Here is a 20,629-nt window from a genome sequence, read left to right as displayed (position 1 = left end):
CTGCGGGCATAAGAAAACCCGCCATGAACTTCATGACGGGCTAGATGAATAAAGTTTTTTGCTTACCTCTTCCGGTGGGCTTTCAGAAGATCAAGATACACATGGATTGCCATGTAATCCGGATCTTTCGCAAGCTCATATACTCCGTCCGGGAATTTTGCGTATAGGCCAGGATGGGAATAAGCAATGTCCAGGGCATCAGCGATGGCCAGATCAGGTTCTCCGGAAAGAATCATGTCGCGGGCGTCTTCCTCGGTAATCTCATCGAGGCCTTTAACGATTTCGAGGCATTGTTCGGCGAGAGAAATCAATTCATCCATTGTCATGACGATCGGATTCCCTCCATTGTTTTGCCTTACTCCGTTTGACTGCGATTTTACCCGTTGGAGTATTGCGAGTCACGCCGGCGCCGCCGATTGGCATCGCCCTGTCGATGACGTATTGACCACCCACAAGGTACGCCTTGACTTCAATCTGGACTCCGTCAACGGTTCCGCCGAACCTGTGCAAAGCTCGATCATTGTCGGGGTGAATCTCCCATTGAGGAGATTCCATGACTTGCCGAATCGCATCAAGAATCCTGTTCCTGTCCCATCCTTGCGGAAACTCGGTCTTGCCTAGGATATTCGTACCATACAGATGGCCTCCTCGCTTCCCGTCGCCTTCCCCGTACAGGATGTGACTGATGACCTTTTCGTTTGGCGGCTGAACGTTATTCGCCCACATGCCTGGGCTTTGCACTGCCGGTTTGACTTCGGGGAGCAGCCTTGCAATCCTCTTGTCGAAACCGGCCTGCCGTCGTCGCTTGAGGTATCCCGGAGTGCTTCTGCGCTGTCGTGAGTCTCGGAACGAGCCGTTGCGGCGCATGAGTGGCAACACGGTTTCGGCGGTGCGCGGAGTGCGGTCGGGAAGGCTTTCGGCCGCCCGATAGTATTCGTCGATCCACTGCTGTTCCTGCTCGCTGGGCTTCCAGTCGCCGTAGACGACCTCGACGGTGCAGCCGCAGTGGGGGTGATACTTTTTGCCGGTTTTGGCGCTCAAGCCGGCTTTTTCGGCCGACGTGTACACGGGGCCGCGGGTGACGAGCATCGCGCAGAACGCGCACGGATCGCCGTCGGAGACCCTACGCCAGCCGATGGCGCGCGTATCTTTCTTCGCCCAATGCTCTATCGTGGTGCGGCCGCCGGTGAGCACCGCCTCATGGAACACGCCGAGGAACAGGCTGCGGGCAGTCGCATACGCGGCCTCCTGCGTCTCCCCGCGCGCGATATGCCATAGCACGTTCGTGGCGCCGAGCCAATCGACCTGACCGGCCATCCTCTTGCGGTCGAACCTTGGCACGGCGGTTTCGAACGAGCCGTCACCGGTCTCGGCCTCACGGAACCGTGGCAGGTAATCGGCGGCGGTTTCGGCGCTCACCTGCCACCATGTCTGCAGCAGGTTCAGCATCGCGTTCTTCCATATCGGCTGCGAGCCCTTCAGATCATCCAAGTCCAACGTGGAATCCCATAGCCTTCGCGCCTGACTGTCGGCGGTGATCGCCAACCGCACCTGATTCCTGCGATGCCGGTCGGTAAGCGCAGCCCCCTTACTGGTCAGCGCCATCATCAACCCCCACCGGATTCAACTGCGCCTGATACGCCTGCACGGCAAGCGCATCCGCATCGGGGTGCGCGTCGGCATATTCACGCCATGAATCCGCGCGGGACTTGGAAACGCCCGGAATCATATCCCACAATTCCTGCTTCGGCACGCCGAGCATCTGCGCGGCCTTGCCTAACGCGTCCACCGCCTGGTTGATTGTGCGTACGTCCGTATCCTCCCAGATGGGTGTCAGATCGAAGTTGTGCGCGTCATCCATACGCCCTTCGATGCCGGCGCACAGGCGCAGCACGTCCATATGGCTCACGCCGAACGACTTCTGCCGTTCATCGCGCTTCGCGTAGAAGCCCGCACGGCTTTCCGCGATGCCGGCATCGCCCACGTTGACCATCTTGCCGAACGCTGTGGTCGGAGTCTGTGACACAGCCGCCAATTCCTCCACGTCCGCCTGCTTCGCCTCGATGAGACTCGACAATGTGGTCTCAGGCAGTGCACCGAACTGCACACCCTCGCCGCCGGCCAATAGATCGTCCTGCCTCAACTGCAGCTTCTTCTCGCTGCGCTGCTGGTCGTTCAACGCGGTCATATCCAAACCGGTGACGGTGCGCACCTTCCAACTGTTGTAATGCTGGGCGAGCAGACGATCGTAATTATCCTTGTTCAACCTGCCCGCCAACGGGATATACGGCTCCACCTCGCCGGGAGCCCTGCCCTGCAGATCCAGATCGTTCGTATAGCGCACCACCGGGCACACCGGGTTGCCATATGCGTCAACCGCCAGATGCGGAGTGCAGGAGACCAGCGTATAGGCTCCGTTCTCACGCGTCCACTGCCAGATGTTCCACTTATCCCACAGCTCATAGGATTCGACCTGCGGGCTGATGCGCCTGACGCGCATGAACGACTGGGGGAACGTGTCTCGCGCCGCGTCATCGTAGACGGCGATGCTCTCACGCGGCGAATAGCATTCGATGACAGCACGCGTGCCGCCATCCTCGGATGCGTCCGCCCTGACCGCCGCGTAGGCGGTGCCGTAGGCTATCGCGGCCTTGTGCAACGCCACCTGCCTGCGGCCCATACGGTTGGCGACCCACGGATGCCAGAAGATGCGCGCCGACTCCGTATCCGGCTTGCCGGGAATATCCACACCCTCCAGATAGAGGGTCTGGCTGATGGTGGTGACCACCAGCCTCAGCCACGGGGTCACTCCCAGGTCACGCAGCATGTGATGCTCCAACGTGGCCTGCTTCAACCTGACCGGTTTCGGATTCCACCGCCACCAACGGTCGATGCGGTTCAACCGCTCCAACTCCATGCCCCATGCCGGCAGCAGAAGGCCACGCAACGCCTGCTCGGCTTCAGTCTCGCTCGTATATTCGGTGGTCACCATACCTGGCCTCCTCCTCTCTTGCGATTGTTCAGATATTCACGGCGCATGCCGCGCGCGGCTATCGCGCAGAACGCGAGATCGATCTTGCGACGCGATTCGCGCCCCTCCTTGGCGATGCTCATGCCCGCGCGAGTCGGCTGACGTCTCGCGTTCAGCATGTGCGCACGCAGACGGGCATCACCATCGTGAGGAAAATCCCTGTCGCAAATGGCCGTATACGCCTGATCCACGTATTCCACGAACCGTTTCTGCACATCAAGCCGCACCATGTCGAACATGATGGCATGCCGGTCACGCCCCTCGGGACGAGCCCACAGCTTCAGCCGACGACCGTAATCGCGATGCCATGCGTCGAACAGCGGATCCCAGTAATGCAATCCGGTCTCATCATCCAGCACATGGCTGGGGTCGCCCCAGAACGCCTCCACCTGATACCGGCTCATGGCCTCGCGCACCGTATCGTCAACACCTTCACGCGGCACCTTCCAATCCCTGCCGCGAGGACCGGGCGGCTTCTGCCACATGCCCAACGGTTTGACGAAACCATCCGAGATACGACACGCGACCAACGCGGTGGCGTCATCGGTGAGCGAGCAGTCAAGGAACATGACTATCCGCTCGCCCGGCTCCAGCCGAAGTTCGGGATGTTCGTTGGAATCCCATTCCTGACTGGTCACATAAGCATCCTCGGGAGCCTCGCACTGGTTGAACCACTTGCGCCGGGATTCACTGACCGGGTTCTTCGGGTTGATGATCTCCTTGACGATCTTCGCGGTGGACAGCCATGTGGAGTCCCCGCGCACGTCCTCCACGACCTTGGGAATGCTTTCCTCGGTCATCGGGGTATCCGGAGCGGCCTCGATGCTGTCATACAGGAGACCGAAATCCATGTACTTGGGGCGAAGCCCCTTATCCTCGGAATTCGGGTCGCCCTGAGTGCCCTCCCATGCCTCGCGCACGCGCTGCGCCACGGAATCCTCGCCATCACGGTACGCGTTGCAGATGTCAAGCATCTTCACGTTCACGCTGTCCTCGGATTTGGCCGCGTTGCCGGAAAGAACGCCGTCCATGTCATGGCCGCCGTTACTGGAATTCCAGTTCTGCGTCTCGTTACGGATCAGGAACGTGGGACGCCCGCCTTCCAAGGCGAGCGGCGATGATGTGACCGCCTCTATCTGCCGTGAATCACCCAACGCGTACATGTTCAGCTTGCCAAGCTGGATACCGTAATAGCGTCTGGTCTCCGCGGGTATCAAGCCGGGCAGCAGCTTCATCGTGTTCTTCGTCTGCTCCTGCGAGACCGCGCACACCTGCACCCAAGCGTTCGGCTCCTCACGACCCACCGGCTCGCCCGAAGCCGACCAATGGTCGAACGTGAGATCGGCGAAACAGCTCGTGACCGCGCCACCGGCGGCCATCGGATCCTTGCCCCAACCCTTCAGCCGCTGCAGCACCGCATTATCGTGGATCGGCACGCCATGCTCGTCCAACGCGTAGAACCACAGCCAGAAACGAGCCTGCTCAAGCGTCCACTTCCACGGGGTCCGCTGCTTCGCGTTACGCAGCCAATAACCGCTCCACGCGAGGAAATTCCAACCCAACGTATGCTCCGGCAGCAGCCAGCCATGCTCGCCACGCTTCCACGTCGGCCCGATGAGCGTGGGCCGCATATGCCATTCACGCGCCGGCTCGACGGCGAGCGCGTTTCGGTACCAGTCGGTGATTTCCCGGTATTCGGTTTGGCGTGAGGGGATGAGGGCTGCGGTTTGTGGTGTGCGCAGCCGTGCCATCAGCTTCCGTAGGCCTTTCCCCAGCGGCTTTGCACGATGGCTCGCATTTGTGCGGAACGTTCGCCGGAGTCTGTTTTTGTGTTTTGTTCGGGTTCGGGCATGTCGATTCTGGCGAGGAGTTTGGCGAGGTGTTCCTCGTCGGCTCTGAGTTGTGCGAGCAGCGGGTGGGCGACGAGTTGGCCTTGGCTTCCTTTGACGGTGAGTTGGTCGCCTATGGCGCGGCGTTCGCGGGTGATGCGGTCGGCGGTGTAGCAGGCGACTTCGAGAAGCTTGTATTCCGCTTCGGTGAATTCCCATTTGGCGGTGAGCTCCCGCCAGAGTTTCTGGCCTTTGCCGTCTCGTATGAGGCCGTTGGGCATGCGTGGTGTGGAGGTTTTCGCCATATGACGCCTCCTTGTGATGATTATGCGAGTTTGGGTATGACCGCGAGCAGGAATGTGAGATCCGCGAGTTTGGTGGGGGAGTCGCGGAAGGTGCGGCCTGTGTAGGTCATGTATCGGCCTTGCGTGTAGGCCTCGATGTTCATGCCGAGCGTGTTGCGAATTCTGATGCCGGTCTGCTGCGGGGCGGTTCCCCAGATGTGCAGGCCGTCGCCGCTTGGGCTGATTTCGATGTAGGTTCTGCCTGCCACGGGCGCGATGAGCATTTTGGCCCAGTCGGTGAGGTGTCCTCGGTTGTCGTAGCAGTGGTCGAGGTCGATGCAGGCGAATCCGTTCCCGAGTGCGAAGCCGAGGCCGTCTCCTGTGGTGGAGTTTTCGGCCTGTTCGAGTGCGGTCCATGTGCTCGGGTCGGTGCTTGACGCGGGTTTGCCGTCCGTGGTGATCGGTTGTTTGGTGGTGCCGTCGCCTCGTGTGACGCGCTTCCAACGCATCCACCGGTCGGCGAGCGCCATCTCGCATGGCACGGGCATGGGCTTGCCGTGCCGGTGCGCTGCCTGACGGCATGCGTCGCAGCAGTAGCGGCGCTTGCGGCCGCGTCCCGAGGCCTGTTCGATTTCCTTATGGCAGTATTCGCAGCATGTCACGATTTAATTATAACGTAACAGGTGCTAAAAAAACGCTGAAAACCCAATAATTCCAACGGTTTACGCCATTTCGTGACAACGCTTAACGTGTCACGAAATAAAACCGGGCAACCGGCCACACGCCAACCAAAACACGGTACAGGACAGGCAAAAACAGGCCATACAAGCCCGAACGCCACCCAACATGAAAAAACAGCCAAACCAACCAAAACAGGGATTCAGAACGTACGTACAACCGGAAGTGCTATCCGGCGGTTATACCCAAGGAGCGGAGGAGTCCACCCCCACCTGGGTCGTTCGGCTTCCACCGCTTCAGTCAAGCAATCCGGGAAATCTTTCCTTCGGATGCTTTCTCATGCGCGCCCTGCGCGCGTTGCGTTCAGCGTTCTCCTTTTCGGTCTTGGCTTTATGACAAGGATGTGACAGCCATTGCAGATTGTCAAGACCATGATTGTCTCCGGCGATAATGTGGTCGCAGTCGGTTCCGATTCCATCGCATTCGGGAACGTGATGCTTCGCCTGGCACAGACCGTGCGCACGTTCCCTGACCTTGGCTCTGAGCTCTGGCCAGTTCGTTGGAAGTCTGCCGCGTCTGTCGCTGCTGTTCCAGTTGGGGCGCTGCCGTAGGTGGGGCATGGATACCTGCCCTCCGGAAAGGGTGATGTTGCGATTGGAAGGCTGAATATGCAGGAAGCCCAGTCACATTCGACTGGGCTTCCATATACTAATCCACTGCAATTATTGGTGACAGTTCAAATTTTGTCAAGCCCGCCAGCGAGAACACGACGGTACACGCTGCAATAGGTGATGCCCTGCGGCCCGGAATCCACCCTACCGCGCTTCACCCACTGGGTAATAGTGTTCCTGCGCAACGTTATCCCCGCATCCGTGAACGCCCTCGCGATATCCGCGGCACTCCCACGCTTCGAATCATCCCAACATAACGTCTTCAACCTACGCAATTTCACGGTTTGCACACGCTGCTCGCGCTCGCAGACGGGGCATGTCACCCACTGGTCATTGGGGCCGGCCGTAAGCATGCTCCCGCACAGTTCGCAGCCGCCTATCTCACGCCGCTGCTCGGGCGGGTCCAGCAGCATATCCGATTTGCGGGCCAACCCCTTGATGACGTTCATGTAGAAGCCCGCGTCCTCGAATGTGGCGAGCCGTTCATGCGCGGCGCACGCGATAAGCGTGCTCTCCAGATCCTCGGCTTGTGGATCCTTCCGCCAATCCAACGCGTCGATGCCGTCCAATCGCCGTTTGAGCTCATAGGCGGTGGAATCGAGGATATCCAGCAGGTCGAGCACATCCAATCTGATCGGGGTCGGGGGAGTGGCGGTCTGGATGCGTGACGGCGCATGCCCTCCCGGATGCAATGTGGCGTCCAGCGAATCATGCAACGGCGTGACATCGCGAGCCAATTGCAGCAGCATGCCAGCGAATTGGAGCTCGCAATGCGCGCACAATGTGTATCCCTCTTCGATTGTGATGGTGCAGTTCTGGCAAAGCAATGCAGTGGCCCCTTCCGGTTTGGCTGATAGAATGATGTCGCTTATCTCATCGCCCTGATCGGTCAACCCGGTTGGGGTTTATTTCTTTTTGAGTTGGCTGAACGGTGTCGTCCATATCCATTTGAATTCGCTGATCTCCTTTTCGGTTGGCTGCCGGCCTCCCCAAGGTTTGCCCGGCTGGCGTTCCCGTTTCGGAGGTTTCCACGGTTTGAGGCTGATGCGTGCGTGCCCGCATTCATGCATGGCCAGGTATTGGCCGTCCGGCTTGATGCCGGCGTCACGGAACACACTGCGCAGCAATGGGTATCCGACGGAGGGGAGCCATATGATGCGCGTCAATGGGCGTTCCAATATGATGGCGACGGTCAGATCGTCACCTTCGACCAATCCGTAATCCCATGACTCCCACAGGTTTTCGCGGTCTTGGATGATGTATTGGCCGCAGCTGCAGCGGGTGACAATGAGCGGACACATATCGGGTATCGTTTTGCGCAGCCACGCGGGCTTCAACTCGCCGCCACGCCTGCTCATCGCATCACGCCGCCTGTATGAGGGTCGATGAGCTCGCAGCTCATCGCATCGATATGCGAGCCGGTGCGGGCCTCCACGCACAGGTATTTCACGTCACCCTGCATGACGGTCTCCGTCATCATCCGCTGCTCCGATGCCGGATCCGCGAACATACTCCAGATGAGAAGCCCGCAGAGGGCCATGATCAGCAGCACGACGAACGCGTGCGCCGCGAACAGCAGCAATCCCACGAAATTCTCAAGACTCCAATCCGTAAACGGTTTCCTCATGATTCCCTCCTCCTTCTTGCCAATGGGTTCCAATCGAATTCCCGGTGCAGGAACCGCATGAACATCGCGACTATCACCGCGATCAAAGCGATGAACAGGCCCGTGCCGGCGAGCGCTGCCAACCATTGCGCGAGCGTCAGCATGCGTCTTCCTTCTTCCTGTATGGGTTGTCCTCCGGGTATTTCATGTCGGGTAGGTCGAGGCCGCGAGCGCCGGCCTCTCCCGTGTACTGGCCTTCCTCCCAACCGTCCTGCCAGGCTTGTTCGGCTATCTTCCGGTCGTGTTCGGCCAGCCATTGATCCCATTCGTGGAACGCCTGTGTGGTCGTGTAGCCGCATGCATCGCACAGCATGGCAGTGGTCGCCATGACGATCATGTCCGTGGTCAATCCGCTCATCGTCATCGGCCTCCCGTCTCGATGCAGACGGGGCAGAGTCCGACGTCGAGCCAGTCAGGGTCGCCGCATCGCCGGCAGTAGCCGCGCTCCAGCTTGCCGCCGTTCAGATACCGTTTCCCACTTGATTTTTCCTCCCTGAGCGGGCTGATATCGGTTTCGATGCCGTGCTTGTCGTAGATGAGATCGGCAAGATAGTCGGTTTCCTCAGGAGAGACGGTCTTCGCATCCCATATCGGACCGATATCAGAGAACGCCGATTCCAGTTCGATCGCGAGCGCCGTGCGCAGTTCCTTGCGGGTGAAGAGTTTCGCCATGTTGTCATTCATGGTCGGCCTCCGTTGGTATGTCCTCGTAGCTCATTTCGCCGGGCTTGTAGTGCCGCAGGGAGCGTGCCATGGTTTCGAGGAAGCGTGCGAATTTGACGCGGCTGTATTCATCGATGTCGTCGTTGATGCGGCAGACCGTCATGTCGCTGCCCGGTCGGAGTTGGAGCACGGCCACGGTGACGCAGCCGATGCCTCCCGGTACGAGGAAACTGGCGACGAGGTTCGTGGCGTCCGGATTATGCAGGTCGAGCATGTGCCCGTCCGCCAATAGTGCGATGGGCATGTCCGTACCCGGTTGGAAACCCTCAATGCCCTTGGGACGCTTGTTTTTCTTGCTCATGATTGCTCCTTCGCTTGTTTGCGTTGCTTTCTGGTTTTGCGCGTGTAGTAATCCGGGGTCCTGGACTTCAATGCCAGGTATTTGCGATGGTTGTCGAGGCTTTTCCGTTCGGCTTCGGTGAGTGTGATCGGCTGACCGGTCTCACGCGCCTCACGCGCCATGTTGACCGCCAACTCCACCCAATCGTTCGATTCGGCGGGTTTAGGCCTGGGTGGTCGGCCTCCGCGCTCCCGATAATTGGCCGCGAGATGCCCGTGCGTGTCATTAGGTCTGATCATGTCTCGTCTCCTGGCTGAATCGTCTGAACAGTTCCGGGTTGTACCGGTAGAGCGCCTCACGGAACGTGAGGCTCCGGCAGAACAGCATGTACAGGCGGTTCCACGCCTCCTGCTCGCTCATCATGGTTCGGTTTTCTTTCGTTGCTCTTGTTCCCGGCGCTTCTGGCCGCGCCGCCACAACCGGTACCATTCGTCCGGATAGCGTGCCCTTGCCAGCGCCTGCTGCGCTTCGGGCAGGTCCAATGCGGCCAATTGGGCTTCGGGGTCGTCCACGTGCGTGCACAGCCAATCCACGTCACGCAATCGTTTCGCCTGCTCCACGGCGGGGTCGGGCTGGCCGGGCTTCGGTTTCACCGGCAGTGGGTCGTCGTCCCAATGCTCGCCGTCCAGCCAGTTCGCCGGCGTCAACGTGTAGCCGGGCTCGCGGTTCGGATCCGCCGCATACAGGCTGGCTTTCGCGATCAGGAACGTGTTGTTCGTCTTCCGGCGCGCCTTGCGCCATGCCTGGAACGCCTTGCGTTTGCCCTCGTGGCGCGGATAGGTCGCCCAGAACTGCTCGAAGTCGATCGGGTAATCCTCCTCCGGCTGTTCGCTGGCTGGCCCCCGTGAGGGGGTTTGGGGGAGAGAGAATTCTTCGTTAGAAGAATTCTTATCTGTATCTGTTATCTGTAATCTGTTATCTGTATCTGGCTTCGTTTTGCTTGAATCTTGCTTGGCATTTGCTTCGCTTTTGCTTTCCGTTTGCTTCGCGGGTGCTTCGCTTGGCTTCGTTTTGCTTGAATCTTGCTTGGCATTGCGCGCTTTGCCGCCGTTGCGGCCGGCCTCGGCGCGCTTCGCCTTCAATTCCTCCACGTCCTTGCGGGAGCGTCCCTGAGCCTTCACGAAGTCATGCAGCCAGAGACTGCCGTCGTCATGCTCGTCAAGCATGGAAGCGGAGACCAGGGCGTCGATGTCGTCGTCACTGGCTCCGAGCAGGCACTTGAGTTTGAAACGGGAAAGCTCGCCGTCGTTGAGCTCGTTCGCGCAGTAGGAGATCGCGAACGTCCACACGGCGAACGCGGTGGGGTGCTCCATCGCGAACATGCGCGCCTTCTCGTTCTGCCATAGTTGCGTGCTGAGCTTGGCGAACGTTTCGTTGCTGTCGGCCATCAACGGCCTCCGATCCATGAGATGATGACGGTGAGGATGATCAGGATGAGGAATGGGATGAGATTGCTCATTCCGGCCCCAACGGGAGGCCGTCGTTGAGCAGCAGCGCGAACCGTCCCAACGGGAGCCACACGAGCGTCGGATTGCCACGCAGCGGTTTGGCCTCGCGCCTCAGTTGGGTGGCGAGCTCGCTCAGCTCCGACAGGTGCGGTTGCGGGGAGGTGAGCCCGGTGAGGAACCGTTCGAGGGTTTCCACGTCCAGGATGGCCATCTGCCTTGCCATGCCGTTGAGGCTTTTGACTCCGATGCCTTTCCTGTGTTGGACGAGCACCCCGTAGGGGGTGTCCATGTTCGCCATCTCCACCTTCAGCTCACGCCAGTGCTTCCGGTATTGGGGTTGCCTCGTGTCCTTGCATTCCACGCACACCTTCTCGCCGCGGAACATGACGCCGGCCAGATCGCCCTGGTCATGGTCGCCATGCAACGGCATGCGGTCGATGCGCGTATCCTGCAACGCCCACGCGAGGTAGCGCACGGTCCATGTCTCGAGACTGGTGCCCTTGGCCTTGCTCGGGTTACTCATCGCCATCGTCCTTTCGCGCGGCTTCGATGGCGATGGTGTCCAGGCTCGGCTGTTCGGTCGGGAACATGCTCTCGATGGTGTCCAGCGTCTCCTGGATGCTGAAGCTGCTGTTGCAGGAGAGTCGATCCGCACCCGCGTATTCGAAGCGCTGCCCGCAGACTCGGCACCACAGGGGGTGAGTGTTCCGCTTCAATAATTGACGGGTCTCTCGCAGGTCCACGGTGCCCTCATTCGCCCATACAGGTTTCCCGCAGCGTGGGCACAGGCTCCAAGGCGGACGCTTCACGCACGCCTTGGAAGGGGCGAACAGTTTCTTCATCGCCTTCTCCGCCTGTCCGAACACGGCCGGCCAATGGTCGATGATCTCCTGATAGCGTTCCACGGTCCGATCCTCGAAATCATCACGGAACCGGTTGAATTCCTCCACGCCGTGGAAGATATGCGTGGATGCGAGCCAGAGAAGCGTGACGGCCACGTAATCCGGGTAATAGCGGTCCGGATGCACGCTCACCCGCACCGTAGTGTCATAGGAAAGCCCGGCCTCAGCGTCAAGCGCTGAATACGAGACCTCCATACTGTGCGCCAGCATGATGCATGGTTCTTCGTTCTTCATCGGTGTTCACTCCTCCTCTTCGGCTTCCTCTTCGCATTCGGGGCATGGTATGGGGCGTAGCGGGTAGAGCCGGCAGCCATGCCTCGGGCAGGTATCCTCCACGTCGGGCGGCGTTTCATCGTGGTACAGGTGGAGCATCAGAATTCCGGCTCCGGCGATGCCCACGGGTCCGAAGCCGGCTGCGGCTGCGGCTGTTGGTATCCGTTCGACGGTTGCGTGTTGCCGGTGAAACCGTTGCGCTGGCCCTTCTGCCTGACGTTCGTGATGGCCACGGCCGACGCGTTGACGTTCACCGACGCGGCCGGCTCGTTCTGCTTGTTCAGGTACGCGTTGAAGCTGCCGACCTCGCCGACCACGCTCACCTCCACGATGTTGTTCTGGTCGGAGCGGATCTGGCTGATCTGGTCGAACACGGGTTCGAGGTTCGCGTAGCCGGCCGGCCACACGTTGTAATGCTGTTCCGGTTGGCTCACCCACTTGCCGTTGCGGTCACGGTAGCCGGGGGAGACGCTCACGCTCAGGTAACGGCGGCCTGCCTTGGTCTGCTGCACGCCCCACGCGGTGCCCTGGATGATCATCGTGGTTCTTCCCGCCATGATTTACTTGTCCTCCTTCACGCTGGCCTTCAACTGGGCGAGCACCGTGTCAAGCTCCGATTCGCTGAGGTCGTTGAACGATTCGCTGGCCATGCCGGTGATCTTCGCGATGGTCTGCAACGCCTCCTGTTCGTCGGTGACGCCGAGACGGTGGAAGCGTTCGATGACCTCGCTGCGTTTCGCCTCGACGGGGGAGGATTGAGGCTGCTGCGGTTCCGCTGCGGACGGCTCCGACTCCACGCTTGCGTCGATGGGCGTATCGTTCACGCTCGCATCGGGCAGCGGGTGGAATATATCGCGGTAGTCGGGCGTCTGGTCGTCGTTCGCGGCGGCGTTCTGCGCTTCGACGCTGACCGGCAGATACGGGAACGCGCGACGAATCACGGTCTTCATGGCCATCGCCTCGTAATCGGATTTCCACGGGCTCATGCTCTTCCCGTAGGAGGGGCTGCGGCGTGCGGCCTGCTCGATCTCGTCCGCGTTCATGACCTTCATGTAATGGCCGCCGTCCTTGAAATGCGCGACCATGTACACGTGGGTGAGTTTGCCGGGCTTTGCGCACGGCACGTGGCGCAATGTCTCCTCCAGACCGTAGGAGTATTCGAACTCGTCGCCCTCATGCACGGCCCGGGCGGAGATATCACGGATCTGGCCGGAACGACGCGCGAGGTCGATCATGCCCTTGTAGCCAATGATGAACGTGGCCTCACGCTGGCCGGTGCGCATGTTCTTGTTACCGAACGGCAGGATGTAGGCCATGCCGAGATTGTTCACGTTCGACGGTTCCAAGCCGAGGGCGGCGCATTTCATGAAGCAGGAGAGCACCGACTCGACCGTGCAGGACGCGAGCTGCGGTTCACGGTTGATGGTGCTCACGTACATCTGGTAGAGGCGCTGGGGGCTGAGGTTGTTGCCGATGACCGCCATGATGCGCGGCCAGCTCTTCTCCAGCAGGGCCTTCATGTTCTGCTGCGGGTTCATCTGCGTCAACTGGCGGTTCTGCGCCTGTGTTGCGATCTGTCCCATGATCTAGTTCCTTTCCTTCAACTGTTTGAATCTGAACGAGCGTCCCGAACTGGGTTTGACCTCACGCATGTAGCCCTTACGGTGGTACGGCTTATAGGTGGCCTCGAATCCTTGGCAGCGGACTCCCGTGTGGTCGCCGATGCGCACGATCAACGCCTCCTGCAGGAGCTGCGCGTCATCGGCCGCCGCCTTGGCGGTCTTCCGCGCCTGCTCGTATTCACGCATCAGGCCTGCGAGATCATCGTCATCGTCGGCCAGTTCCACGCCCTCGCTGGGCTCCGGATACGCCTTCGCCACGTCCTCGCCTTTCAACCGGGGCATCTCTCCGCGGGTCACGTAACCCCAGAACTCCTCTGCCGCATGGATGACGGCGTTCACGTCGTCCTCGTCGCGTTCGAAGCGCACCTCCACCGGCTCGCTTTCGCCGAGGTCCGCGTAGAAGTAGCCCCATGTGAAGCCGGTGACGGCCATGTAGTGCGTGACCTGAGCCATGTAATAGTCCGGCGCCTTCAGGTTCCCGTCCGCGTCGTGCCAGTCGGTACGGCTACGGGATGCGTTCGCGGTCTTGATCTCCAGCACGCCCCACGAGTCGGACTCCTCGTCGTAAATGAACCCGTCGAGCGATGCGTGCATGATCGGATGCTCCTTGGAGGTGAGGCTGATGTCGGTGCCGCCGATGACCTTGTATTCGGGGTGCAGGGTGAGAAACCTGCGGCGCAATTCCACTTCAAGCGCGTTGCCCTTGACGACCGCCCACTTGCCGGAAATATCCTCCGGCTCCTGACGGTTCGTCTTCTCCAACCAGAGTTCATACGGCGTGCTGTAGGGGTTGAGGCCGAGGATCGTGCCCATGTCCGAGCCGCCGACGCCCAAGGCGCGGAACGCATGCCATGCCTCACGCCGGCTCGCCTTCGTGGAACCGGGTTTTTTGAACCGGTGCACGTCGAAGCAGCCGGTTGATTCCGCTGCCATATCGATGGTCCGGCGTCTCATCGTGTGTTCCTTTCGCTTCCGTCTGTGGTGAGTCGTGCGTGTGAATCCTGCAACGCCTGGAGTATGAGCGTCATGAGCACGTCATCCGAGAAACCTGCGGGCATGGAGTCGATATGGGAACGCAGATGATGTGCGAACGATTCCAACAATTCAACGTCACTCATTTGCCGGCCTTTCCGTTGAGGTATGCTTCACGGGTGTATTCATTGCGCGCGTCCACGGCCTCGATGACCTCGGGACGCCAGCCCACGCATTTGCCGAACTGGCGTACCGGCTCCCCATACGGGGATTCCAGGTGGCCGGACGACCATTTGGAGACTGTCGAATACGATTTATGGCAGTGCGCGGCCAATTCCCTGATCGAGACCAGTGGGCGCAGCGTGTTCGCAACACCAGGCATCGGAGTATCCTTTCTGTTGAAGCGTTTGTTTCAACCCCAGTTGCCGCTGGGGTTTTCTTATTTGAATCGGGGTTGGTTCGTGGACCATGCCGAATCGAACGGCTTCCCGACGTTTGCCGCGCGTACATGACACCGCGCGATCTCCGTGGCGGGGGCTAACCTGCAAGGCCCGAGCGGCCGGGACGCGATCGTTCGGACAGTCAAGCCCCGGCCATGGTTCAAGAAACTGTTCAGTTATTTGGTGTTAACGACTTGGCCTTTGTCGCCGCCAGCCGGCCAGGAAAGTAGAAGCAGTCCGGCTGGCAAGTCTTTTAATCGGAATCGGGCAAGGCGTCCGCAGTGAACAGGCAGACCAGTCTCAATGGCACGAAACCCAAGCCCACCAGTGCGGCCAAACCATTGCCCAACGGGTGCGCGCACCCATCATGGGAGAGCAGCCACACCACGCACACCGCCAATACGAGCAGCCACACCAGTGTTCTGCGTGCCAGACGCCGCTCATACTCGTCAGGCTCGGGCCTGCGGTAGCCGCTGAAATGCCGGCCATATCGACGCTTGTTCATTGGAATCTCTTTTCGATGTAAGCCCCTCCGCCGTTAGGCTGGAATTGCGACATCCACAACCCAAGCAACGGAGGGAAGAATCTAGATGTGGAGCGTTTTGCAGAATCTGGTGAACCTCTTGGCCATTCCGACGTTTCTCCTGCTGATCTGGCAGATACTGCGCAACGAGGGGCAGCAGCCGCCATTGAGCATCGTGGAGAAAGTGGAGAGCGAACCGAAGTTCCTCGATGTGGACGGAGTGAAGGCGTGGAGCGTCGGAGTGCAGGCGACGGCGGAAGGCGGTGAGAGTCTGAATGACGCGCGAATCATCCCGTTGGGGGCGACACGATTCGAGACGGAACCGGAATCGGTGCCCGTCCTCGACCCCAATGGTGAGAACAGGCTCGAGGCCAGACTCATGGCTCCGGTCGGCAAACCCATCATCGCGGTGTTCATCGCATGCCGCCATTCGGTGATACTGAGAAGGAGCATCGCCGTATCGACACGGTTGACCGTCGCCCTAAACCCAAGAATCGACGTGTCACCACATGATGTACGACTACATATGCTGTCCGTCGACTCCCGCCTGTGGCAGTGGGATAGGCTTGCATGGCTGAAGCATCGGTTGAACCGGCTCCTCGCCGGTCTGCATGTCCGCAAACGATTCCGTCTCGGCTCATTCCGGAAGAACACCGCCCCATATTGGAAGAGTGATCTGCCTGAATACGACCTGTCCTCAGAAGCCCGGGAAGCAATCGACGAAACGTTGAAATAAGCCACTCCATCACTCCGCCTCCTTGTGTTTCTTGGCGGCTCGCGCCATGCGGATGGTGCGGCCGATCGCACGGTTGAGGTCCACCAGATCGCCCATGCTCATGTCGTTGATCTGGAAGGCGGTGCCGTCCACGTCGAAGCTGAGGGTGAACCGGTACGGATTGCCGGGTTGGCCGGTCAGGTCGCAGCCGATTCGATAACTGTTGTTCGTGGACTCAGGATCGAAAACACTCATCACTCCGCCTCCTTGCCGGCGAGCGCCGGAGACTTAATGGACTTCTCCGCTCGGGCAATTATTTCTGAAAGTGGCTTCTTCACTACCCGAGCTATTCGAGTTAGTTCATCGAAGCTGAAGGCTCCGCCGTTGATTTTTCGGTTAAGCGAATTACGAGGAATCCCAACATAGGTTGAGAGATATTCCTGAGTAAGGCCCTCTTCGGCAAGAATCTTTTTTAATTCGGACCCGAACTGTGCTGACGTTGGCTCAATGTGTTCCATATGGCACATATTACGCCCTAGTTTCAGAAAGTAAAGCCCGGCGTGTCCCATTTGGGACATGTTGCGTGTTGTTTGGCTGTACTATGTCCCATATGGCAACAGGAAAGAAACAGCCTACGGTCGAATCAAAGGCGCTCTCGATTGCGATTCGCCGCGCAATGGCTACACGTGAGATGAAGACACCGGGATTAGCGGAAGCGTCAGCCATCCCCTATGGCACCATGCGCAAAATTCTTGAATTAAATACGGTTGCTGACTACGAGCAACTGCGAAGAATTGCAATGGCACTCAATATCCCATTAAGTGAAATCGTTGCCGATGCCGAACGCCTATCTAAAGACCCTGGTGTTAGAGAGGACTATGAGGCATCCGAGCAACCTCTGAAAGAAATGGACGACACTTCCGTTTCCGGCGAGCATCCCGCCGATGATTTGGATGTGTTGGCGGATGACATCGCGGCACACCCGGAACGATACGACCTCGCCGCCAACCGGGACCCCAACAAGGAAATCGAACGGGAAGGAGGTGATGGGCGATAGGCATCACGTATGACGGCCTGCTGGACGAGGCCGCCAACAACGGCATCCACGTCGAGGAACGCAAGCTCCCCAACGGCTTATGCGGCCTCTACTACGAGCCCACCCGCCTCATCGTCATCGACGAGACCCTGCTGGACGCGCAGAAACGATGCACGCTCGTGCACGAGCTCATCCACGCGCAACACCACGACCAAGGCTGCAATCCATACGATTCGAAAACCGAGCATCGCACCCGCATCCAAACCGCGCTACGGCTCGTCAACCCCATCGAATACGCATTGGCCGAACGGCTCTACGGCGGCAACACCTACCTCATCGCATGCGAACTCGGCCTCACCGTCCAAGTCATCCAGGATTACAAGAACCTGTTGCACGAGAGCATCGAATAATCAAACGCATCGAATTCGATGCGTTTAGGAAGGAGACCATGATGAGCGAGAAGCGGGAGCCGCAGGAGGGCAGCATCGTCCTCTATCAGGCGGACGGCAGGAACGTGCCAGTGCAGGTCACGTATGAGGATGAGACGTTCTGGATGCCGCAGAAGCAGATGGCCGAACTGTTCGCAGTCTCCGTGCCGACCATCAATGAGCACCTGAAAAACATTTACGAGACCGCGGAACTCCAACCGGATTCAACTATTAGGAAATTCCGAATAGTTCGGCAGGAGGGCAGCAGGCAGGTGGCAAGAGAAGTCGCCTTCTACAATCTCGATGCGATCATCGCCGTCGGATACCGCGTCAACAGCAAGCAGGCCGATGTGAAAGCGAAATCGGAGCTCGCACGATACAACCAGTCAAGCATCGACCAGTTGAGCGACTTCGAGAAATTCGCCCGCGGAATCAACCCCCGATAAACGAAAAACGCCTCACACCGGTCCAGACCACCGGCATGAGGCAAGTGAAGAATCCACATGGTTTTGAAGAAAGGAGGACGCTTCACCCGACATTATACGGGCGAAGCACACCCAAAATGCTATTTTCCCCACGAACCTCAGTATTGGGTCAGCCTACTCTGGCCTTCATCCCTATGGGGGCGTTCAGGCGGCACGGATGCATCCAGATATCCTTCACGCTTAAGCGTGTCATAGGCGATATCAGGGAATTCCCGAATCAATGCCTTGAGCTGCCGTTCCCTATATTCCGCTCGGCTCTCTTCGATGAACCTCTTCCAGTCGGCGGTCGTGTCGATATGGAATTCGTAGACGGCCATCTGCAGCACATCCTCCAACCCCGGACGGAAGCGGTCGCCTCCTACTGGGAAATGCAGCGTCGAGAATGTGGGGAAAGCCCCGTCATTAATGTACTTCTTGCGGCGGCTCTTGCCTCTGGAACCATTCCCGCAGGAGAGCATGATACGCGTCGCCGCATCATTGGAACCGAAGATATTGATGTGCGCCCCAGGTATCTCGGATCCCACCACACGGTTGAAATCGTAATGGAACAACGGCATATGCTCGGGTTCGGCACTGACCATGATGACGGATTTGTCAACTTGAAGCCATGCTCCCGCATCCTTGCACGAGCATTCGAAGCTGAAGGACAGCGACGCAACGGTCTCGCCGTCGGAGTTGAGTTCTATGCCGCGTTTCTCCCGCTGTGTGATTCTGTATCCGATTCGACCGCCACGCAAACGTTTGTCATGAGGTTCGGCGACGTATCCTTCCTCCAGTCCGCCCAACACGTTCTGCAACAGCGTTTCCATGCGTTGGGCGAAATCCGTCGCCTGTTTCCCGACATCGGGCGTGCTCACTCGGCCTCCAACCATTCAAGCTCATCAAGAGCCCAGAATTCATCAGCGGACAAGGGGTACAGCTGCTTGCGACGTTCGAGTTCTTCACGCGTACCATATTCCCGTTCGAGAGCTGATTTGCGTTTATCGATTTCCGCCTGCGTCAACATTATTGGTTTGCCGATTCTATGGGCTTTCGGCGCGGCTGCGACTGCACTCATAGCTGTCGTCCCTTTCGTCAGGATAGGTGATTGTTGGTTTCGGGCTGCTGTGACTCCGCTTTGGGTTTCGCCCGACGCTCCATGTAATGGCGGGCGCTGCGATGCAGTTTCATCCATTTCGCGTCCACCGCGTTACGGGGTATGCCGTCCGCTGGCGGAACGTATACGGGTATCGGCTTCACGACGCCCGGTCGTTTCACGTATATGCGAGCCTCCTCTTCATATTTTTCCTGAAATCAATGCAACTTACTCGGTTGATTGATTTCTGTCAAATCCCATTAAACCACGTTAAAACCGGTTAAAACCCGTGAACAAGCAGAAAACGAGAACCATATCATGGCGAACATCGTCAAATACCAGACCAGCAAGGGTGAGACCCGCTACCGGGTACGCTACCGGAAACCCGACGGCACCCAAACCGACAAACGCGGGTTCAAACGAAAGATCGACGCGACCAACTGGGCGGCGAAGCAGGTGACCGTCGCCAAGGCCGAAGGCACGTTCATCGACCCTCAGGCCGGCAAGGCCACAATCGGATCCCTATGGCCCGCATGGCTGGCCTCCAAGAAACTCAAATGCAAGCCCAGCTACATCGAATCCCTCGAACGCGAATGGCATACCAGGGTCGAACCGAAATGGGGAAAGCGCGAACTCGCATCCATAACACGCGGCGAAGTGCAGGAATGGGTGACGCTGCTCCACGACGGCATCACCGACAAAGGCGGCGAATCGATAAAACCGGTGAGCGCCACCGTCATCCTGCGCGCCACCGGCATACTCTCCGGCATATTCCGGCAGGCGCAACGCGACCGGCTCATCGTCTCCAACCCATGCGACGACGTGGACAAGCCGCGCAAACGCAGGAAGGAGCACCGGTATCTGACCGTGGACGAGCTGATCCGACTGGCGGACGAATCCGACTGGAGGCGGCTCATAGTGCTCACCCTGGGATTGACCGGCATCAGATGGGGTGAGATGGCCGGCCTGCAGGTGGGTGACGTGGACCTCGAACGGCATCGCCTGTGGATACGACGCAGCGCCACCGAGGTCAGACGGCGGATAGTCGTGGACACTCCGAAAAGCGACCAGTGGAGGCAGGTGGTGTTCCCCGACCTGCTGGAGGAGCCGCTGCGTGAACTATGCGAGGGGAGGCGAGCGGACGACATACTGTTCACCGCTCCGGACGGCGGGTATGTGAGGCGCACGCACGGGCCGAACACCACGTCGTCATGGTTCTACTGGGCGCGCAGGCGTGCCGGCATCGAGGGTGATATGACGGTGCATGACCTGCGGCATACCGCGGCCAGCCTGATGGTCAAGTCCGGCGCGAACGTGAAGGCCGTGCAGAACCAGCTCGGCCATTCGAGCGCCGCGATGACGTTGGACGTGTACGCGGACCTGTTCGACGACGATCTGGACGCCGTGGGCAGGGCCATGAACGAGCTGCTGCTGAAAAAGAATGTGGGCAAAATGTGGGCAAAAAATAAAAGCGAAGCCGCATAACCC

General features: G+C 59.2%; 34 protein-coding genes. 6 read left to right on the top strand and 28 right to left on the bottom strand.

From position 1 onward, the window contains the following. Nucleotides 1-62 precede the first annotated feature (62 nt). From AC1AY0_RS06695 to AC1AY0_RS06670, 6 genes are read right to left on the bottom strand one after another with little or no spacing between them, the layout of a single operon-like run. Nucleotides 63-326, bottom strand: coding sequence for a hypothetical protein (locus AC1AY0_RS06695; RefSeq protein WP_133125005.1), 264 nt, complete (start codon nt 324-326; stop codon nt 63-65). After that, nucleotides 313-1,608 carry a VG15 protein gene (locus AC1AY0_RS06690; RefSeq protein ID WP_242689651.1) on the bottom strand — a complete coding sequence of 432 codons (1,296 nt, stop codon included), beginning with the start codon at nt 1,606-1,608 and terminating at the stop codon, nt 313-315. Before AC1AY0_RS06690 ends, AC1AY0_RS06695 begins: the two co-directional genes overlap by 14 nt. Then, nucleotides 1,589-2,992 (bottom strand): phage portal protein, encoded by a 1,404-nt coding sequence (locus tag AC1AY0_RS06685; protein ID WP_242689657.1) that lies wholly within the window; start codon nt 2,990-2,992, stop codon nt 1,589-1,591. The genes AC1AY0_RS06690 and AC1AY0_RS06685 overlap by 20 nt, the downstream gene beginning before the upstream one ends. Further along, nucleotides 2,986-4,782, bottom strand: coding sequence for a terminase (locus AC1AY0_RS06680; RefSeq protein WP_101626350.1), 1,797 nt, complete (start codon nt 4,780-4,782; stop codon nt 2,986-2,988). The genes AC1AY0_RS06685 and AC1AY0_RS06680 overlap by 7 nt, the downstream gene beginning before the upstream one ends. After that, nucleotides 4,782-5,165 (bottom strand): hypothetical protein, encoded by a 384-nt coding sequence (locus AC1AY0_RS06675; protein ID WP_101626349.1) that lies wholly within the window; start codon nt 5,163-5,165, stop codon nt 4,782-4,784. The genes AC1AY0_RS06680 and AC1AY0_RS06675 overlap by 1 nt, the downstream gene beginning before the upstream one ends. A gap of 20 nt (nt 5,166-5,185) precedes the next feature. Continuing rightward, complete coding sequence (locus AC1AY0_RS06670; RefSeq protein WP_242689643.1) at nt 5,186-5,806, bottom strand: bifunctional DNA primase/polymerase; 621 nt, start codon at nt 5,804-5,806, stop codon at nt 5,186-5,188. A gap of 429 nt (nt 5,807-6,235) precedes the next feature. Here AC1AY0_RS06670 and AC1AY0_RS06665 point away from each other — a divergent pair, with 429 nt between their 5' ends. Then, nucleotides 6,236-6,433, top strand: a complete 198-nt coding sequence (locus tag AC1AY0_RS06665; protein WP_165781984.1) for a hypothetical protein — start codon at nt 6,236-6,238, stop codon at nt 6,431-6,433. A 125-nt stretch (nt 6,434-6,558) separates the two neighbouring features. Here the strand turns inward: AC1AY0_RS06665 and AC1AY0_RS06660 are convergent, their stop codons facing one another. From AC1AY0_RS06660 to AC1AY0_RS06575, 18 genes are all read right to left on the bottom strand, one after another. After that, nucleotides 6,559-7,320, bottom strand: coding sequence for a hypothetical protein (locus AC1AY0_RS06660; protein ID WP_101626354.1), 762 nt, complete (start codon nt 7,318-7,320; stop codon nt 6,559-6,561). Between the two features lie 78 nt (nt 7,321-7,398). Then, nucleotides 7,399-7,794, bottom strand: a complete 396-nt coding sequence (locus tag AC1AY0_RS06655) for a hypothetical protein (protein WP_243394881.1) — start codon at nt 7,792-7,794, stop codon at nt 7,399-7,401. Between the two features lie 53 nt (nt 7,795-7,847). After that, on the bottom strand, nt 7,848-8,120 hold the full coding sequence (locus tag AC1AY0_RS06650; protein ID WP_476523140.1) for a tight junction protein ZO-3: 273 nt from the start codon (nt 8,118-8,120) through the stop codon (nt 7,848-7,850). Further along, a complete protein-coding gene (locus AC1AY0_RS06645) occupies nt 8,117-8,263 on the bottom strand; it encodes a hypothetical protein (RefSeq protein ID WP_476523141.1) in 147 nt (48 codons plus the stop codon). The genes AC1AY0_RS06650 and AC1AY0_RS06645 overlap by 4 nt, the downstream gene beginning before the upstream one ends. Continuing rightward, nucleotides 8,257-8,517 (bottom strand): hypothetical protein, encoded by a 261-nt coding sequence (locus AC1AY0_RS06640; protein ID WP_476523142.1) that lies wholly within the window; start codon nt 8,515-8,517, stop codon nt 8,257-8,259. The genes AC1AY0_RS06645 and AC1AY0_RS06640 overlap by 7 nt, the downstream gene beginning before the upstream one ends. 2 nt (nt 8,518-8,519) lie before the next feature. Further along, nucleotides 8,520-8,843, bottom strand: a complete 324-nt coding sequence (locus AC1AY0_RS06635) for a hypothetical protein (RefSeq protein ID WP_476523144.1) — start codon at nt 8,841-8,843, stop codon at nt 8,520-8,522. Continuing rightward, nucleotides 8,836-9,183: a hypothetical protein gene (locus AC1AY0_RS06630; protein WP_476523146.1), complete on the bottom strand. Its 348-nt coding sequence runs from the start codon at nt 9,181-9,183 to the stop codon at nt 8,836-8,838. Before AC1AY0_RS06630 ends, AC1AY0_RS06635 begins: the two co-directional genes overlap by 8 nt. Continuing rightward, nucleotides 9,180-9,461, bottom strand: a complete 282-nt coding sequence (locus AC1AY0_RS06625) for a hypothetical protein (protein WP_476523147.1) — start codon at nt 9,459-9,461, stop codon at nt 9,180-9,182. Before AC1AY0_RS06625 ends, AC1AY0_RS06630 begins: the two co-directional genes overlap by 4 nt. Next, on the bottom strand, nt 9,448-9,585 hold the full coding sequence (locus AC1AY0_RS06620; RefSeq protein WP_476523148.1) for a hypothetical protein: 138 nt from the start codon (nt 9,583-9,585) through the stop codon (nt 9,448-9,450). Before AC1AY0_RS06620 ends, AC1AY0_RS06625 begins: the two co-directional genes overlap by 14 nt. Beyond that, entirely contained in the window at nt 9,582-10,610 is a 1,029-nt protein-coding gene (locus tag AC1AY0_RS06615) for a hypothetical protein (RefSeq protein ID WP_476523150.1), read from the bottom strand. The genes AC1AY0_RS06620 and AC1AY0_RS06615 overlap by 4 nt, the downstream gene beginning before the upstream one ends. Before the next feature lie 67 nt (nt 10,611-10,677). Further along, nucleotides 10,678-11,193 (bottom strand): hypothetical protein, encoded by a 516-nt coding sequence (locus tag AC1AY0_RS06610; protein WP_476523151.1) that lies wholly within the window; start codon nt 11,191-11,193, stop codon nt 10,678-10,680. Further along, nucleotides 11,186-11,806 (bottom strand): hypothetical protein, encoded by a 621-nt coding sequence (locus AC1AY0_RS06605; protein WP_476523153.1) that lies wholly within the window; start codon nt 11,804-11,806, stop codon nt 11,186-11,188. The genes AC1AY0_RS06610 and AC1AY0_RS06605 overlap by 8 nt, the downstream gene beginning before the upstream one ends. 137 nt (nt 11,807-11,943) lie before the next feature. Then, nucleotides 11,944-12,402: a hypothetical protein gene (locus tag AC1AY0_RS06600; RefSeq protein WP_476523154.1), complete on the bottom strand. Its 459-nt coding sequence runs from the start codon at nt 12,400-12,402 to the stop codon at nt 11,944-11,946. A 3-nt stretch (nt 12,403-12,405) separates the two neighbouring features. Beyond that, nucleotides 12,406-13,428, bottom strand: coding sequence for a recombinase RecT (locus tag AC1AY0_RS06595; protein ID WP_476523156.1), 1,023 nt, complete (start codon nt 13,426-13,428; stop codon nt 12,406-12,408). 3 nt (nt 13,429-13,431) lie between these two features. Continuing rightward, complete coding sequence (locus AC1AY0_RS06590) at nt 13,432-14,421, bottom strand: YqaJ viral recombinase family nuclease (protein WP_476523157.1); 990 nt, start codon at nt 14,419-14,421, stop codon at nt 13,432-13,434. After that, complete coding sequence (locus tag AC1AY0_RS06585) at nt 14,418-14,585, bottom strand: hypothetical protein (RefSeq protein ID WP_476526082.1); 168 nt, start codon at nt 14,583-14,585, stop codon at nt 14,418-14,420. Before AC1AY0_RS06585 ends, AC1AY0_RS06590 begins: the two co-directional genes overlap by 4 nt. Continuing rightward, entirely contained in the window at nt 14,582-14,821 is a 240-nt protein-coding gene (locus tag AC1AY0_RS06580; RefSeq protein ID WP_476523158.1) for a hypothetical protein, read from the bottom strand. Before AC1AY0_RS06580 ends, AC1AY0_RS06585 begins: the two co-directional genes overlap by 4 nt. Nucleotides 14,822-15,132: 311 nt before the next feature. Continuing rightward, nucleotides 15,133-15,384: a hypothetical protein gene (locus AC1AY0_RS06575; protein WP_476523159.1), complete on the bottom strand. Its 252-nt coding sequence runs from the start codon at nt 15,382-15,384 to the stop codon at nt 15,133-15,135. Between the two features lie 85 nt (nt 15,385-15,469). Here AC1AY0_RS06575 and AC1AY0_RS06570 point away from each other — a divergent pair, with 85 nt between their 5' ends. Then, on the top strand, nt 15,470-16,138 hold the full coding sequence (locus AC1AY0_RS06570) for a hypothetical protein (RefSeq protein ID WP_476523160.1): 669 nt from the start codon (nt 15,470-15,472) through the stop codon (nt 16,136-16,138). Between the two features lie 9 nt (nt 16,139-16,147). Here the strand turns inward: AC1AY0_RS06570 and AC1AY0_RS06565 are convergent, their stop codons facing one another. Then, nucleotides 16,148-16,372 carry a hypothetical protein gene (locus tag AC1AY0_RS06565; RefSeq protein WP_476523161.1) on the bottom strand — a complete coding sequence of 75 codons (225 nt, stop codon included), beginning with the start codon at nt 16,370-16,372 and terminating at the stop codon, nt 16,148-16,150. After that, complete coding sequence (locus tag AC1AY0_RS06560; RefSeq protein WP_476523162.1) at nt 16,372-16,635, bottom strand: helix-turn-helix transcriptional regulator; 264 nt, start codon at nt 16,633-16,635, stop codon at nt 16,372-16,374. The genes AC1AY0_RS06565 and AC1AY0_RS06560 overlap by 1 nt, the downstream gene beginning before the upstream one ends. Before the next feature lie 92 nt (nt 16,636-16,727). Here AC1AY0_RS06560 and AC1AY0_RS06555 point away from each other — a divergent pair, with 92 nt between their 5' ends. From AC1AY0_RS06555 to AC1AY0_RS06545, 3 genes are read left to right on the top strand one after another with little or no spacing between them, the layout of a single operon-like run. Next, nucleotides 16,728-17,174, top strand: coding sequence for a helix-turn-helix domain-containing protein (locus AC1AY0_RS06555; protein ID WP_476523163.1), 447 nt, complete (start codon nt 16,728-16,730; stop codon nt 17,172-17,174). Next, nucleotides 17,171-17,563 (top strand): ImmA/IrrE family metallo-endopeptidase, encoded by a 393-nt coding sequence (locus AC1AY0_RS06550; protein WP_133125013.1) that lies wholly within the window; start codon nt 17,171-17,173, stop codon nt 17,561-17,563. Before AC1AY0_RS06555 ends, AC1AY0_RS06550 begins: the two co-directional genes overlap by 4 nt. Nucleotides 17,564-17,601: 38 nt before the next feature. Continuing rightward, complete coding sequence (locus AC1AY0_RS06545) at nt 17,602-18,027, top strand: virulence RhuM family protein (protein ID WP_242689638.1); 426 nt, start codon at nt 17,602-17,604, stop codon at nt 18,025-18,027. 137 nt (nt 18,028-18,164) lie between these two features. Here AC1AY0_RS06545 and AC1AY0_RS06540 read toward each other — a convergent pair whose 3' ends face one another. Together AC1AY0_RS06540 and AC1AY0_RS06535 are read right to left on the bottom strand one after the other, a co-directional pair. Beyond that, complete coding sequence (locus tag AC1AY0_RS06540) at nt 18,165-18,923, bottom strand: hypothetical protein (RefSeq protein WP_101626563.1); 759 nt, start codon at nt 18,921-18,923, stop codon at nt 18,165-18,167. Further along, complete coding sequence (locus AC1AY0_RS06535; RefSeq protein ID WP_133125014.1) at nt 18,920-19,123, bottom strand: hypothetical protein; 204 nt, start codon at nt 19,121-19,123, stop codon at nt 18,920-18,922. Before AC1AY0_RS06535 ends, AC1AY0_RS06540 begins: the two co-directional genes overlap by 4 nt. Nucleotides 19,124-19,459: 336 nt before the next feature. On the opposite strand from AC1AY0_RS06535, the gene AC1AY0_RS06530 reads away from it, so the two are divergent. Beyond that, nucleotides 19,460-20,626, top strand: a complete 1,167-nt coding sequence (locus tag AC1AY0_RS06530; protein ID WP_476523167.1) for a tyrosine-type recombinase/integrase — start codon at nt 19,460-19,462, stop codon at nt 20,624-20,626. Nucleotides 20,627-20,629: the final 3 nt, after the last annotated feature.

The sequence above is a fragment of the Bifidobacterium sp. LH_416 genome (assembly GCF_056357055.1).
The sequence above is the reverse complement of the archived record's forward strand: the minus strand, read 5'-3'. Positions and strand labels throughout refer to the sequence as shown.

Coding starts and splice junctions, on each gene's coding strand:
- AC1AY0_RS06535 (WP_133125014.1), bottom strand. CDS start 19,123: ATGAGTGCAGTCGCAGCCGCGCCGAAAGCCCATAGAATCGGCAAACCA.
- AC1AY0_RS06690 (WP_242689651.1), bottom strand. CDS start 1,608: ATGATGGCGCTGACCAGTAAGGGGGCTGCGCTTACCGACCGGCATCGC.
- AC1AY0_RS06600 (WP_476523154.1), bottom strand. CDS start 12,402: ATGGCGGGAAGAACCACGATGATCATCCAGGGCACCGCGTGGGGCGTG.
- AC1AY0_RS06695 (WP_133125005.1), bottom strand. CDS start 326: ATGACAATGGATGAATTGATTTCTCTCGCCGAACAATGCCTCGAAATC.
- AC1AY0_RS06605 (WP_476523153.1), bottom strand. CDS start 11,806: ATGAAGAACGAAGAACCATGCATCATGCTGGCGCACAGTATGGAGGTC.
- AC1AY0_RS06640 (WP_476523142.1), bottom strand. CDS start 8,517: ATGAGCGGATTGACCACGGACATGATCGTCATGGCGACCACTGCCATG.
- AC1AY0_RS06570 (WP_476523160.1), top strand. CDS start 15,470: ATGTGGAGCGTTTTGCAGAATCTGGTGAACCTCTTGGCCATTCCGACG.
- AC1AY0_RS06545 (WP_242689638.1), top strand. CDS start 17,602: ATGATGAGCGAGAAGCGGGAGCCGCAGGAGGGCAGCATCGTCCTCTAT.
- AC1AY0_RS06565 (WP_476523161.1), bottom strand. CDS start 16,372: ATGAGTGTTTTCGATCCTGAGTCCACGAACAACAGTTATCGAATCGGC.
- AC1AY0_RS06635 (WP_476523144.1), bottom strand. CDS start 8,843: ATGAATGACAACATGGCGAAACTCTTCACCCGCAAGGAACTGCGCACG.
- AC1AY0_RS06655 (WP_243394881.1), bottom strand. CDS start 7,794: ATGTGTCCGCTCATTGTCACCCGCTGCAGCTGCGGCCAATACATCATC.
- AC1AY0_RS06675 (WP_101626349.1), bottom strand. CDS start 5,165: ATGGCGAAAACCTCCACACCACGCATGCCCAACGGCCTCATACGAGAC.
- AC1AY0_RS06610 (WP_476523151.1), bottom strand. CDS start 11,193: ATGAGTAACCCGAGCAAGGCCAAGGGCACCAGTCTCGAGACATGGACC.
- AC1AY0_RS06650 (WP_476523140.1), bottom strand. CDS start 8,120: ATGAGGAAACCGTTTACGGATTGGAGTCTTGAGAATTTCGTGGGATTG.
- AC1AY0_RS06645 (WP_476523141.1), bottom strand. CDS start 8,263: ATGCTGACGCTCGCGCAATGGTTGGCAGCGCTCGCCGGCACGGGCCTG.
- AC1AY0_RS06555 (WP_476523163.1), top strand. CDS start 16,728: ATGGCAACAGGAAAGAAACAGCCTACGGTCGAATCAAAGGCGCTCTCG.
- AC1AY0_RS06680 (WP_101626350.1), bottom strand. CDS start 4,782: ATGGCACGGCTGCGCACACCACAAACCGCAGCCCTCATCCCCTCACGC.
- AC1AY0_RS06630 (WP_476523146.1), bottom strand. CDS start 9,183: ATGAGCAAGAAAAACAAGCGTCCCAAGGGCATTGAGGGTTTCCAACCG.
- AC1AY0_RS06615 (WP_476523150.1), bottom strand. CDS start 10,610: ATGGCCGACAGCAACGAAACGTTCGCCAAGCTCAGCACGCAACTATGG.
- AC1AY0_RS06595 (WP_476523156.1), bottom strand. CDS start 13,428: ATGGGACAGATCGCAACACAGGCGCAGAACCGCCAGTTGACGCAGATG.
- AC1AY0_RS06560 (WP_476523162.1), bottom strand. CDS start 16,635: ATGGAACACATTGAGCCAACGTCAGCACAGTTCGGGTCCGAATTAAAA.
- AC1AY0_RS06585 (WP_476526082.1), bottom strand. CDS start 14,585: ATGAGTGACGTTGAATTGTTGGAATCGTTCGCACATCATCTGCGTTCC.
- AC1AY0_RS06580 (WP_476523158.1), bottom strand. CDS start 14,821: ATGCCTGGTGTTGCGAACACGCTGCGCCCACTGGTCTCGATCAGGGAA.
- AC1AY0_RS06685 (WP_242689657.1), bottom strand. CDS start 2,992: ATGGTGACCACCGAATATACGAGCGAGACTGAAGCCGAGCAGGCGTTG.
- AC1AY0_RS06620 (WP_476523148.1), bottom strand. CDS start 9,585: ATGATGAGCGAGCAGGAGGCGTGGAACCGCCTGTACATGCTGTTCTGC.
- AC1AY0_RS06575 (WP_476523159.1), bottom strand. CDS start 15,384: ATGAACAAGCGTCGATATGGCCGGCATTTCAGCGGCTACCGCAGGCCC.
- AC1AY0_RS06625 (WP_476523147.1), bottom strand. CDS start 9,461: ATGATCAGACCTAATGACACGCACGGGCATCTCGCGGCCAATTATCGG.
- AC1AY0_RS06590 (WP_476523157.1), bottom strand. CDS start 14,421: ATGAGACGCCGGACCATCGATATGGCAGCGGAATCAACCGGCTGCTTC.
- AC1AY0_RS06530 (WP_476523167.1), top strand. CDS start 19,460: ATGGCGAACATCGTCAAATACCAGACCAGCAAGGGTGAGACCCGCTAC.